This window comes from Symplocastrum torsivum (assembly GCF_059505465.1).
Window position 1 is genome coordinate 26,849 of record NZ_JCACKQ010000041.1, and the last position, 13,873, is coordinate 40,721.

At 43.1% G+C, this 13,873-nt stretch carries 8 protein-coding genes; 3 read left to right on the forward strand and 5 right to left on the reverse strand.

Features of this window, described 5'->3' with window-relative positions:
- Positions 1 to 23 precede the first annotated feature (23 nt).
- Genes AC5JL3_RS12955 through AC5JL3_RS12965 form a run of 3 tightly spaced genes read right to left on the reverse strand, consistent with a single transcriptional unit; the run spans position 24 to position 9,766 of the window.
- On the reverse strand, positions 24 to 3,347 hold the full coding sequence (locus AC5JL3_RS12955) for a PAS domain S-box protein (RefSeq protein WP_496074887.1): 3,324 nt from the start codon (positions 3,345 to 3,347) through the stop codon (positions 24 to 26).
- Positions 3,340 to 3,738 (reverse strand): response regulator, encoded by a 399-nt coding sequence (locus tag AC5JL3_RS12960; protein WP_496074888.1) that lies wholly within the window; start codon positions 3,736 to 3,738, stop codon positions 3,340 to 3,342. The genes AC5JL3_RS12955 and AC5JL3_RS12960 overlap by 8 nt, the downstream gene beginning before the upstream one ends.
- Positions 3,731 to 9,766, reverse strand: a complete 6,036-nt coding sequence (locus AC5JL3_RS12965; protein WP_496074889.1) for an AAA family ATPase — start codon at positions 9,764 to 9,766, stop codon at positions 3,731 to 3,733. Before AC5JL3_RS12965 ends, AC5JL3_RS12960 begins: the two co-directional genes overlap by 8 nt.
- A gap of 169 nt (positions 9,767 to 9,935) precedes the next feature.
- Between AC5JL3_RS12965 and AC5JL3_RS12970 the strand changes: the two genes are divergently transcribed.
- Complete coding sequence (locus tag AC5JL3_RS12970) at positions 9,936 to 10,790, forward strand: dienelactone hydrolase family protein (RefSeq protein WP_496074890.1); 855 nt, start codon at positions 9,936 to 9,938, stop codon at positions 10,788 to 10,790.
- A 94-nt stretch (positions 10,791 to 10,884) separates the two neighbouring features.
- Here AC5JL3_RS12970 and AC5JL3_RS12975 read toward each other — a convergent pair whose 3' ends face one another.
- On the reverse strand, positions 10,885 to 11,733 hold the full coding sequence (locus AC5JL3_RS12975) for an alpha/beta fold hydrolase (RefSeq protein WP_496074891.1): 849 nt from the start codon (positions 11,731 to 11,733) through the stop codon (positions 10,885 to 10,887).
- A 153-nt stretch (positions 11,734 to 11,886) separates the two neighbouring features.
- Between AC5JL3_RS12975 and AC5JL3_RS12980 the strand changes: the two genes are divergently transcribed.
- On the forward strand, positions 11,887 to 12,318 hold the full coding sequence (locus AC5JL3_RS12980; protein WP_496074892.1) for a Tery_1686 family protein: 432 nt from the start codon (positions 11,887 to 11,889) through the stop codon (positions 12,316 to 12,318).
- A 257-nt stretch (positions 12,319 to 12,575) separates the two neighbouring features.
- Positions 12,576 to 13,292 (forward strand): SAM-dependent methyltransferase, encoded by a 717-nt coding sequence (locus tag AC5JL3_RS12985; RefSeq protein WP_496074893.1) that lies wholly within the window; start codon positions 12,576 to 12,578, stop codon positions 13,290 to 13,292.
- 222 nt (positions 13,293 to 13,514) lie between these two features.
- On the opposite strand, the gene AC5JL3_RS12990 is transcribed toward AC5JL3_RS12985, so the two are convergent.
- The gene (locus tag AC5JL3_RS12990; protein ID WP_496074894.1) at positions 13,515 to 13,733 is read right to left on the reverse strand and encodes a hypothetical protein; all 219 of its coding nucleotides are present in this window, start codon (positions 13,731 to 13,733) and stop codon (positions 13,515 to 13,517) included.
- Positions 13,734 to 13,873: the final 140 nt, after the last annotated feature.

The following is a 13,873-nucleotide window of genomic DNA, read 5'->3' on the forward strand; positions in this document are numbered from 1 at the left end:
CAACAGTAAATATTAATGCCGACCTACTTAACCTGTTTAATTAAGTCGATAACTCGCTCAAAATGAAAGTCATTTACCCAATCTGTTAAGGCATGACGCAGAGGAGCATGGTTAGAGGGGATTTGCTCAATTAGGTTAAAAATTTCGCAATCAGAACCTGTGATCGCCTCCTGATAGAGTTGACTTACCCACTCAGCAGGCATTTGGGACAAGTAATCCTCAAGGGGGCGATCGCACAAATTTTTCCCACCTTGGGGTTCACTCTCCGAACTCTTTTGTGCGGGTTCTTCATAGATGTAGCGCACCCCTAGGTATCTGGCTATTTTTCCAAAGATAGTCTCTTCTTGAAAAGGCTTGCTGATAAAATCATCACATCCTGCTGCCAAAACAACAGCTCGGTCTTCCTCAAAGGCATTGGCAGTTAGGGCAATGATGATGGTTTGGGATTGGGGATTGGGAATTGGGGATTGGGAATTGGGAATTGGGAATTGGGAATTGGGGATTGGGGATTGTTGGTTCTCCCCATCTTTCCATGTTCCTCTCTCTTTTTCCCTCGATTTAATCTGATGGGTGGCTTCACATCCGTCCATCTCTGGCATCTGCACATCCATCAAAATTAGGTGGGGTTTCCAAGTCTCCCATAAAGCGATCGCTTCAAGCCCATCCTTTGCTTCGCGCACCTCAAATCCCGTTGAGGTCAGGAGTTTGACGAGCAGGAGGCGACTCACTTTAACATCGTCAACCACCAAGATGCGATAGTTAGGCTGGTCAGGCGATAAACCAATAACACGGCGAGGCTTCTGGGGTGTCTGTACTTCCTGGGACTGAGCAAGACAAAGTGGAACATCAAATTTAACAATTGTTCCTTTCCTTACAGTACTGCTGACGCTAACGTCTCCTCCCATCAGTTGCACGAACTGTCGCGTTAGGGGTAAACCCAATCCCGTTCCCTGCTGAGATTTTCGACCTGTCTCTGTTTGTTCAAAGGGTGCAAACAAAAGGTGCATTTCTTCAGGGGCAATGCCAGAACCAGTATCTTCTACGGCAAAGTAAAGACGGGAATTGGGAATTTCTTCACCATTCACCATTCCTGATTTGCCATTCGCCATTGCCACCCGCAACATAACCTTACCTGCATCAGTAAATTTCATGGCATTGCCAAGAAGGTTAATTAAGATTTGACGCAACTTGCTTTCGTCTGTTTTGACGTATTGGGGAACGTCTGATGCCCGATCAAAAATTAGCTGGATGCCTTTAGATTGGGCTTTGAGTTGGAACATCTCTTTAAGAGTATCCAGCAGGTTGTACAGGTCAAAGTTCGTTTCCTTCAGCGTTACTTTGCCTGACTCAATTTTGGACATTGCCAAAATGCCGTTGATCAGTTCCAGTAAATGCTCACCACTACGACTGATGATTTCCAAGTGTTCCTGTTCTTCGGTAGAGCGCGAGGGACTACGGTTCATCACTTGGGTAAAGCCGAGGATCGCGTTGAGAGGAGTACGCAGTTCATGACTCATCCTAGAGAGGAATTCACTTTTGGCACGATTGGCGGCATCGGCGGCATAGGCAGATTCTTTGAGGGCATCTTCTGTTAGTTTGCGCTCCAACTCCGCTCCAGCTCTTGCTGCAAAAATCTTTAAAATGTGGAGACGTTCCGACGGAATGCCTCTACCGTCAGGAGCGGCGATCATTGGCTTAATATCCATCACTGCCAAATGACCTAATATCTTCCCGGAGGCATTAGCTAACGGGATTCCAAAGTAGCTTTGTGCGCCTAATCTCACTAACTCTAGATTGTTAGGAAAGAGCGCTTGTATATCTTCGGGGTAGTAACAGGTTGTTCCGTGTAGAACTTCATGACAGGGATTGCCAGCAATGGGGTACTCGAAGTTCTCACTAAAATCATTGCCTGTCCAATACGCTAGGGTACGAAGTCGGGTTTTGGACTGATCGCTCCACTCGGTAACAAGGGCGTATCGGACATGCAGTAACTGAGCCAGATAGCGGACACAAGAGCGAAAGAATTCATTGCCAGTTTCTGAAGCTGTCCCTTCCACAATTAATTGCAGTGCTTCTTCCCGTTGTTTGCGATCGGTAACGTCGGTTAGGGTACCTGTCCAAGTCACAGTACCATCCGGCAACGGTTCTCCTGGCAGCGAGTAACCTTGAATCCACCGGACTTGTCCATTGGTGTGATGGATGCGAAACTCCTCGAACCATGGCTGATGCTGCTTAGCCGACGCCTTAATCGACTCCTCCACGCGATCGCGATCGTCCGGAAGAATTTGATTCCACTGCAACGCAAAATCTTCTATCAACTGTTCTGCGGTATAGCCTAAGAGTTTGTAAGCGCCTTGGCTCATGAAGCAATACTTTTTCTCCCCTTGAGGACTCAGCATGAATTGATAAACCGCACCGGGCATCGTGTTCAGAATTTGGCGTAGCATGAACTCGCTTTTGTACAATGCCTCTTCTGTCTGCTTGCGCTTAGTGATATCCGATGCTGTGCCAGTTGTCCCGATGATATTTCCCTGATCGTCCCGCAGGGGAATCGCATTAACCATTAGGTAAAGCAGTCTGCCGTCTTTAGCGAGTTGCCTACTCTCATACTGGAATATCGACTCTTCATTAAGAAGGCGTTGGAACAACTCTAGATCTTTGGCAATTTGCTCAGGTGCCTCGAAATCAGCGAAGAGCCGATCGAGCATTTCATGGGGTTCGTAGCCATAAATTTGCTTAACAGCTTGGTTAACAAAGGTATAGCGACCCTCTACATCAACTGACCAAATCATGTCCTGGGACGCTTCGACCAATGCGCGATACTTTTTTTCGCTTGCAATCAGTTGTAAGTTTTTTTCTTCTAATTCCTGAGTCCGGCTTTTAACTAATTGTTCTAAATTCTGGTTGTAGGCTGCAAGTTTTAAATTTTGTTCTGCTAATTGTTTCTCTTGGAAATAACTGCGAACTGCTTCCTGGATCGTTAATCTTAAGTCTTCATCCTGCCAAGGTTTTGTGATATAACGATATAGATTACCCTGATTAATTGCATTTCCCACTGATTCAAGGTTAGCTTGCCCAGTCAGCATTATTTTGATGGTTTTGGGTGCGATAATGTGGATACGCCTTAATAATTCATCCCCTTGCATTTTGGGCATTATACAATCAGCAATGACCAGAGCAACTTCATAACTATCGGCTAGCAATTCTTCAACTAGCTCTAAAGCCTCTTCACCATCAACCGCTGTTTCAATGAGGTAGTCATTGCCAAATGATTTTCTTAACTGAATTTCAAGACTATCAAGGATGGTTGGTTCATCATCAACACAAATAATAGCAGGTTTAGTCATATTGTTCTATCCCAGAATTAATCGTTTCAATTAATTCCTCACTCTTCCAAGGTTTTTGCAAGCAAGCATGAAGCTGGGCTTCTTTTGTTACTCGCTCAATAGCGGCTTCATCAGCTTGACCTGTTAAGAGTATTTTAATAATCTTTGGAAATTTTTGATGGATATTAATGAGAAATTCATCGCCTCGAATACCTGGCATTAACCAGTCTGAGACAATTACGATAATCTCAATGTTGTTATCTTGAATTTCTTCGATGATTTCTAGAGCTTCAGCAGCACTTTCTGCAAACTCGTAGGCGTAAGTATCAGCAAACGCTTTTTGGAGTTGTATCCCTAGACTCTCTAGGACTAAAACTTCATCGTCAACACATAGAATTGCTGCCTTAGACATTGGGACGTTCCTCTGTCACATTAATAGGTAGTGATAGAGTAAATGTAGTTTTTCCAGGCATGGACTCTACCTCAATGGTTCCTTGATGCTTATCAATAATCTTTTTAATAATATACAGTCCTAATCCACTTCCTTCACCAAGGCGCTTGGTTGTGAAAAATGGCTCAAAGATTTTCTGCTTAATCTCAGAAGGAATTCCCTTACCACTATCAGTAATACTAACGAGAATGCTCTCTTTATGTTGGGTAACATCAATCCTTAAAGTCCCTCTATTATCCATAGCTTGCAGGGCATTGTGAATAAGATTAGTCCAAACTTGATGAAGTTCGTCAGCATAACAGAGTATCGAGGGTGATGACTGATAGTTTTTAATCACGTCCAGACCCTGTTTAAGTTGGTTTTGATATAGAGTCAGTACGGTTTCGATTCCGTCAGTGATATTCGCTTTGACTTTTTCACCCGTAGGGTCGTAACGGGCGTAACTTTTCAAAGCAAACACGACTTTGGCAGCGCGGCTTGTAGCTGTGCTGAGGTTTTTTGTACTTTTTTGGACGCTAGCAAGTTGATAAGCTGTATCTAATAAGATTTGACTTTCTGGGTCTTTTAATAAGGGTAATAAGGGTTCAATTTCCTCATAAATTCCCAAAGCAACTAAGATACTCGCAATTCCATCAGCATTTTTAATCGCTTGTTCTTCTAGCTGTCTTGTCAAGCCTCGTTTAAGTTGGCGTTTTTCTCTGGTAGATAGGGAGTTCTCTTGTTGGGTAGCGTTGTGGAGTAAGGTAAAGAAATCCTGCTGACGTTCGGGGGAGAGTTGTTGCAAAAACTTGGGTAGCTGTTCGAGTTGTTCGGTAAAGAAATCAGCAATATTTTCTACGGAGGCGTGAATAACTCCTAGAGGAGTATTGATTTCATGGGCAACTCCGGCAATTAATTGTCCTAGTGCTGCCATTTTTTCCGATTGAATCAGTTCTTCTTGGGTAGCTTGAAGATGGTTGAGGGTATTTTTCAGTTCTTGGGTGCGTTCAGCAACTTGGATTTCTAAGGTGTGATTGTATTCGGCAATCAGTTTCTCCGCTTGTTTGCGTTCGGTGATGTCAGTGAAAGCCGCGATCGCATAAGCAACATTCCTATCTTCGTCATAAATAGGCGTTCCCCAAACTTCTATCGGGATTATCTTGTCGGGTTGGTGGACTTCCATATCATCAATGTTGACACTCTCCCCTTGTAAGGCACAAAAGACCGGATTGCGCTGTTTCGGGTAGATTTGCCCACTGCCTGCAAGATAGAGTTGATAAGCCTCTGGCAATTGTTCAGGGTTGGTATTATCAATTACACCTTTGCCCAGTAATTGCTCAGCCTGAGAATTAACATAGTAAGCTTTCCCCTTAGCATCCGCCACAAATACGCCGACTGGCATCGCTTCTAGTAATTGAGTCAACCTCCTTTCACTTTCGCGCAATTCTTTTTCGCGATCGAGTACCTCACGGTAGAGTTTTGCATTTTCAATCGAGATGGCAGCTTGGGAGGATAAGAGTTTTAAGACTTCTAACCTGTTAGAGGTAAAGGCTTGGGTGGTTAGATTATTTTCTAGGTAAACAATACTGGTGAGTTTGCCTTGATTGATAAGAGGAACGCACAAGATGGACTTGGGTTGATGTTCTTTGATGTAAGGGTCAAATGTAAAGTTCCCCTCATGAGTCGCATCATTCAGGACGACACTTTCATGGGTACGGGCAACATAATTGATCAGGAGCAATGGAATAGACTGGCTATTCTCAACCGGAATTGACTGCAATACAGTAATGCGATCGCTATCTATCGCACCTTCAGCTTCTATCAGCAGTTTTCCCTGACTTTCCAAAATCAGGTATCCTTTTTGCGCCCCCGCATTCTCAATCAGAATCTTCATCAAGCTAGATAGCAATTTATCCAGCATGATTTCACCAGAAATCGCTTGGGACGCTTTCATTACTGTGGCTATATCTAAGGAGGAACCCGAACCCGTGGTTGTCAACCTTGTGGTCGTTTTGGCATCTTTAATTCCCAGAACAGTTGTAGCCAACAACTGAGGATATCGCCCCTCTAAATCTTTTACCTTAGCCGTAGCCCCCCATAGCTGATAGCAGTAACGTGCTTCTTGCATATAGGCTCTAGCACTCAGTTCTTTCCCTTTGGATAGATAGAACTTGCCAGCAAGTTCATAAGCGAGGGCAGCTTCATGAATGTATTCGGATTTTTTAGCAAGGGCAATCGCCTTATCGTAATAGTCCATTACTAATGCATCTTTCCCAATAACTCGACATCGCTCGGCTTCTACCAAGTTATATCTGTGCAGTTGATTCATGGGAGCATGATGCGCCCATTTTTTCATTTTCTTCTGATTGGCTATAACCTTTCTATTATGGTGTTTTTGTTCTGACTTCGGCGCACTAATATACAAGGCAAGCCGAGTTAAAGAATCATAGAAATAGCAGCAGGAAACAGTGAAGGTTCCGGTAGCACCGTCTAGATACTGCTCATTTTGAGCGGCATTTAATAATGCTTCAGGATACTGCTCGAATAGGTAACAGAGAATTAGCTTATTTAAGTAGACGTAACAAAGTGAGGTTCGGGCGTTAGCTTGAATTAGTAGCGGCAAGAAAGTCTCTTCATCGCAGGCATCTCCAATTAGGCAGTAGGGATTTGCAGCCCGATCTAACAAGTTAAGAACAGCTTGATGAAATGGCTGATGCATATTCAACGATTGTTCTTGCTTCAATTGCACCATCACCTCACTGTAGGCTGCCATTTGAGATTCAATCTCCAACAAATTCTTGCCACTTAGATAGGCATTGAAGCTATAGACGAGAACAGCATAAGCAGCATATTCCAAATCTCCAGTTTCCAATCCACTTTTGTAAGCCTCTAACAAAGGTGGCAATGTTTCTTTAACAGGTATCTTCCAAGAACCAATGAAGCCAACGGAGACAAACAACGCTTTTGTTTTGAATTCTTTAGCATTCAATCGCTCCACTAGCCTTAACGCTAGTTGACCAAATTCATACGCTGATTCAATATCTCCGACAACCCCACACAGAATTAATCCATAGATAGCGTAGGCATAGACAGACTCAGAACAGTTACCGTGCTTCACAGACAAAATTACCTGCTTAAACGCAATTAAGGGCAGCAGTGTCGGTGCAGCAATAAAGGCTGGTGAAACTATCTTTGACAAAATACGCAGTGCTGCCAGTTTATAAGGATCGCTCATCTGGCGTAGATTGGCTAAGTCTGAGATGCGCTTCCCTGCCAGAACTGACTTGGTTTCTAGCAATCCCATTAAGACATTTAGCTTGTTGGGCAGTTGGGGGAGTCTTACCCCCAACTGCCTCAAAATTTCTACTCCCGTAGCAACTGCCTGCTCTAGCTTAGTTTGGGCAATCAGGGCGAGAATTTTTACTTCAATAACTTGCGCTTTGTCCAGCACTGTTTTTGCTTGATTTCGCACGATTTGAACAAATCTCTCCATCTGCTCAAAATCCCCACTGAGGTAAGCCGCCTCAGAAGCCTCTACATATAGTCCTAGTGTCAAGTCATACTGTGTTTGCCAGCCTTTTTCGCCCAACAATCTCATGCCAGATTGCAGGTAATTGAACGCTGGCTCATATGCCGCCGATGCCTTCGCTTTCTTGCCCGCTATGAGATTCAACTGAGCCACGTCATCTCTTTGGTGCTGATTGGAGATGAAGTCAATCCCAAAATTCAGTTGATTAACAATATCAAAAATTTTCTCATCTCGCTGCTCAGAAAGAGTATTTTGTAGGAGTAGTTGTCCAATTTCCCAATGGATGATTGGCTTGTCCTGTTCCGAAATTAGAGAATAGGCGGCTTGCTGAATTCTGTCATGAATAAATTTGTAGTCGGGTAATTGGAAAGGGGTTGTTGGTAATTGGATGTTGGGGGATTCTTCCTGAATGAGAGCTAATTCTAAATCTCCTCTATTACCCAGAGGCATCACTAAAGTTTCAGCAACGGCTGCATACAATTCATTCACTGTTTCTCGCAGTGATTTTTGACAACTCGCGGCTAGCATTTTCAAGTCAAACTGATTGCCCATACAGGCAGCTAGCTTTAACATTTTCTGTGTATTCGCTGGCAGCTTTTGAATCTTGAGTGTCATCAGTTCAACAACGTTATCAGTGAAACCCTGCGCTTGAATCTGCTCTAAATCCCACTGCCATCCTCCTTGACTTCCTTCCTTCCCAACCGGAGGTATACTCAGGAGGGACTGAGGCGAGTTAAACTCTAACAACTTTTCTGTATAAAGAGATTTGAGAAACTCATTCATAAAGAAGGGATTGCCACCCGTCTTAAAAAGCACTAACTCGGCAAGGGGTTTGGCTCTCTCTTCAGAGCAATTGAGAGTATCTATAATCAGTTCAATGATGGTAGGCAAGTCCAACGGTGCCAGGAAAATCCCCTCGACAATTGCCCCAGTTTTGGCAATCTCCTCGATTGTTAACATTAAGGGATGAGCCGCAGAAACTTCATTGTCTCGATACGCACCAATTAAAAATAGTCCGGGCTGCGAAGTATTCATCAGCAGTTGCATTAGTTTTAGTGATGCACCATCTGCCCACTGCAAGTCGTCTAGAAATATCGCTAAGGGATGCCCAGAATGGGTAAAGACTTGAATGAAGTTCTGAAATACTAAATTAAAGCGGTTCTGGGCTTCTGTCGAGCCTAGTTCTGGTACAGCAGGTTGCTTACCGAGAATTAATTCCACTTCAGGAATGACATCAATAATCACTTGATTATTGATTCCTAAGGCGGCTAAGAGTTTCTCCCGCCAAGTATTAAGCTGCGCTTCACTCTCCGTTAATAGCTGTTTGACTAATTCTTGAAAGGCGCTGACGATAGCACTGTAGGGAATGTTACGCTGATACTGGTCAAATTTTCCTGAAATGAAATAGCCACGTTTTTCGGTAATGGGTTTATAGAGTTCCTGCACTAAAGCTGACTTTCCGATGCCCGAATAACCAGAAACCAGCATCAATTCACTTTTGTCCGAAATTACTCGTTCAAAAGCAGTTATTAACCTATCAATTTCTTGCTTCCTTCCATAAAGTTTTTGCGGGATTTGAAATTTATCAGAAATATCTTGAGTACCAAGAGGAAAGGGTTCAATCTTGCCAGTTGTCTGTAACTGGGTTAAACATTTCTCTAAATCTGCTTTGATTCCCCAAGCACTTTGGTACCGCTCCTCCGCCGTCTTTGCTATCAGTTTCATCACAATATCTGATACAGCTTGAGGAATTTCCCTATCTTCTGCTCTCAACAAATGGGGTGGCACTGGCTGTTTAGCGATATGGCAATGCACCAACTCCAACTCATCACTGGTTTCAAAAGGCAACTGTCCTACGAGTAGTTCATAAAACGTGACACCCAGCGAGTAGAAGTCTGTGCGGTAATCTAGAGAACGATTCATCCGCCCCGTTTGTTCGGGCGACATATAAGCTAAGGTGCCTTCTAAAACATTGGGATTTTTCAAAGTGGTATTTTCACGGTTCAATTGAGTGGAAATACCAAAATCTATGATTTTGATTTGTCCGGTTTCTGGATTAAAGACGATGTTGGAGGGGTTAATATCTTTGTGGATAATATTGCTGCTGTGAATATCACCCAAAATCTCAGCTATCTTAATGGCGATATTGAGGAATTTTGGTAAGGATATGACAGGTCTTGTCCCTACACGTTCATTCATTAATTGCTTTAAGGATGATGCGCCAAAATCCTCAAGAATGATGACTAAAGTCCTCTGATAGGGTTCTAAATCATAAGCCTTGACCACACCTTCCAGATTTAGATTATGGGTGATTTCATATTCCTGCCCATACAGGGTGAGTTCATTGGGAGTGGGATAGTCTTCTTTAAGTACCTTGAGGATAACGGCTTTGTTGTCCTGTTCTCGGATACCTCGATAGACCAATGAGTTGGCACTTTCATAGATTTGGACAAGAATCTGGTATCCGGGAAGGGAAATCATTGCTGTCACCAATAAATAGATGGTCTGGAAAACATGACTACTGGAAGTTTAGCTGTCTATTTCCAAGGGTAGGGGAGTAATAGGCAGGGATATACCTGTATTGTCGCCAACTTGGAATAATTCGAGTCCAGCCCCTACGGAAGTAGCTTGGTGTGGTTTAAAATTTGATATGCCTGGTTGGGGCTGTATTCATGGCTTGTCCAACCATTATTCTGTAGGTTGCGATCGCAAGATAATGAAATCACTGCTCGGTGTTTTATTTGCTCCCGCTATTGTTTTGTTAGGAGCAACACAAGCCTTCGCGGCTATCAAGACAGAAGTTGTTGAATACAAACACGGCAACACTGTTCTCGAAGGCTATTTAGCATATGATGATGCCATTCAAGGCAAGCGTCCCGGTGTTCTCGTTGTCCATGAATGGAACGGCTTGGGGTCTTATGTCAAAGAACGGACAGAGCAATTAGCAGAACTTGGCTATGTTGCCTTTGCAATTGATATGTATGGCAAGGGAATTAGACCAAAGAATCGAGAAGAGTCAGCCGCACAAGCGGGTATCTATCGCTCTGATCGTCAATTAATGCGATCGCGTGCTAATGCTGGTTTAGTCGTGTTGCAACAAAACCCCCTTACTGACTCGCAACGAATTGCTGCAATCGGTTACTGCTTCGGTGGTGGTACAGTCTTGGAATTGGCGCGTAGCGGGGCCAACATTGCAGGTGTTGTCAGCTTCCACGGCAACTTGGACACTCCTAACCTCAACGATGCCGAAAATATCAAGTCAAAGGTGCTAGTTTTACATGGTGCTGATGACCCAAGGGTTCCTGATGAACAAGTTACAGCGTTTGAGACAGAAATGCGTCAAGCTGATGTGGACTGGCAACTCGTTGCTTATGGAGGTGCTGTGCATAGCTTTACCAACCCTGAAGCAGGGAACGACCCTTCAAAAGGCTCAGCTTACAATGAAGCCGCCGATAAGCGCTCATGGGAAGCGATGAAGCAGTTTTTTGTGGAAATATTTCAGTAGATAGTTAATTGATTTTCTGTACTACAAGCGATCGCATCAGCAAAGCAAGCGAAATGCCCCTGAGTGCGATCGCAACATATTCTTTTTCATCATCTTATAAAGCTTGGCGACGCAGAAAGGGAAGAAGCACCTCGCTAACCTTTCCTGACCAATGCTCCTGAGGATAATGCCCTCCTTCTTCTAGTGTGACTAGTTCAGCATTCTTGAGGGTACTAGCAAACTGCTGCGCCTGAGCCAAGGGAAGCCAAGGGTCTTTCATTCCCCAAAAAATTAGGGTTGGTTTTTCCCAGTTGGCGTAACCGGATTCAATCTCTGCCATGGACGGCTTCATCTGAAGATTTTGGATTGTCGCTAGCAAACTGCGACCTACATCTGAGCTTTTGAGAAAGGGTTTACGATAGATGTCCAAATATTTGTCTTCAATTTGGTAACGGCAACCCGCTTCTAGGGTTCGGTCAACTAAGAGTGGGTCTTGCGTCAAAACATCTCCAAGTAAAGGTAAACCCCACTGTTGCATCTTCCAAGGTAACTTCGCTGCTGAGGATAGAGGTGTATTGAGAATGGCAAGGCGTTCAATCTGGGTTGAGTGACGTAGCGCATACTGAAGCCCTATTGAGCCGAGAAATCCCTGAACGACCAAATAAAATCGTTCAATTTCAAGTGTTTTAAGGAACTCTGCTAAAGCGTCGATGAAAGCATCGGGTGTGTAAGCAAAGTCTCGTTTATCGGGTTTAGCGGATAAGCCAGAACCAATCCAGTCAGGTGCGATCGCTCTAAACCCTCTTTCAGCTAAATCTGGCATTAGCGCAGACCAACAATAACTCTGGGAAGGCAACCCGTGAAGCAGTAGCACTGGCAGCTTAGCACTTTCGCCAATTGGCTTCGCTTCCCGATAGAACCACTGCAACGACCCGACCTCTATGACTTGTTCACTAATTGCCACTTTTAGTTCTTAACCCTGTTTATCGTGGTTTGAGCTTACCGCTCACGGGGATATAAGAGCAAGCGTCTTAAGTTGCGAATGCAGCAGTTCAATCCAAAAACTGCCTTTATAATTCAATCCAAACCCTTAGTACGTGATAGGAGTTGTCTTGAGTTGAACGCAGCAGAACAGGCAAAAGGTTTAGAAGTCACCACAAAGATTGCTGCCGTAGTAAATCTTTTCAAGTCTGAGTTTCCCGATGCCAAGGCAGACTTGAAACCCTGGAAAAATGATCCGGATACTCAGGAGTTGGTCGATCCCGATTCTATTGACATTGGCTTTCACCTCCCTGGCTGGAGTAGAAAGTTCCAAAGCCGCAGTATTTTAGTACAAATTAGGCTTTTTGAAGATCCTTTGAATGGTTCGCGACGCGCCATTGGTATCGAAGCGGCAGGCTTTGACTATCGAGGCAAAGCATGGCGACTTTCTACAATTAATGATTGGCAGTTTGTTGGAGACTCTGAACCAGCAGCGGAAGTGAAGGAAAAGCTTAAGCATTTTTGTCGGCAAGTTTTTGAGTTATTCAATTCCAGCAAGGAAATTTAAATGCATATCAGCTTAGTTAGTTCTCGTTCACCTGTGTTTAAAACTACAAAAAAATATTTATGAAGCTGTAAGTATTACTACATTGAGCCGTTAACCTTATTTTGCATCTTTTTGATATGAAGGCTTGAACACAATAAAAATAGTTTAAAACTGACAGATTTGAAAATTTGTCAACACCAATTGGGTATAATCCACTGGGTAGATGCTCGATTAATTTCTGTTAATTAACTTGGTGGAAGTATTCACTCAACAGGTTTATGCTGACATCACCCAAGCCTCTAAAAGATGTATTCTATTGCCCAGAAGAATCTAATTTTTACTCTCACTGCTTAGAAAATTTAGTTCTAAATCAGTGTGATAGCCCTAAAGTTATTGTTGAATTTGGTTCTGGAGATGGAAGTCCAGTCATTAATTCCTTAATGAGAACAAGGTTTAACGGCACAATACATGGATATGAGTTGAATACCTTAGCCGGAAAAATTGCCGAGTCAAATATTCAGGAGTATGAACTCACTGATCGATACATAATTCATAATTCCTCATTCTTCGATGCCGCTTTACCCAGAGCCGAGTATCTTATCTCTAACCCGCCGTATCTGCCATCAATAGATGACAATATTTACCAACCTCTATTACATGGAGGTAGGGATGGTTCAGAAATGGCTAGAAAACTTTTATCGATGGGTTATGAAAACTTACTACTTATGCTTTCTAGTTACTCGAATCCAGAAGGCTTAATTAACTATGCAATAGCAAAGGGCTATTCTGTTGCTAGTTTTCTCGTCTCGCCTTTGACGTTTGGCTATTATAGCTCGGAACCAAAAGTCAGGAATATGATAGAAGAGCTACGCAAAAACAGGATGGCTTTTTATTCAGGAAATATCTATCTTTTAGCTGGGGTGGTGTTTAAAAAGCAGTCTGAATCTAAGACAGATTTATCGGCTGAGTTAATCCAGATAATGACATCTTTGTAAAAGATGATTTGGCAGTAGAGCTTAATTTATTAAAAGGCGATCGCATCTATAGCAATCCTGTTTTAGTTGTGAAATGCCAGCGTCTCAAATGCCCGATTTCTCCAAGAAATCGGGCATCTTCAGTGCTTTTTAAGGGGGATTTAGAGGGAGCGTCAATTTGTTACATTCTTTTTTCTATTTTCAAGACAGGTCTAATGACAAGGAACAGTGAATCTAAAACATTCAGTTGTTTTTATCTAGTTCAGAAAAGTCATCTGAGTTAAAATCAGCAGGAAAAATAAAAATTTCTCTCCCTTCGAGTTTGGCATTACGGTACAGCTCAATAGCCTTTATCAAACGACAGTATTTGATAGGAATCCATCTGCCACTGTAATAGTAGATGACGACTCGACTCGTTATGTACTCATCCAGTGGGAGTGGGTTTTGCCACGGCAGAGGCACAGAATCCCTCCTAATATATAGTTCGATATCTACTTTTTACATAGCAGGTGCATCTCAAGAACCATCTTGAGTTAGTTGTATTTCTTATTGAGTTTGTGTCTATTCAATTGTTGTTAATCTTGGGAAGCCGTGAAAACGGT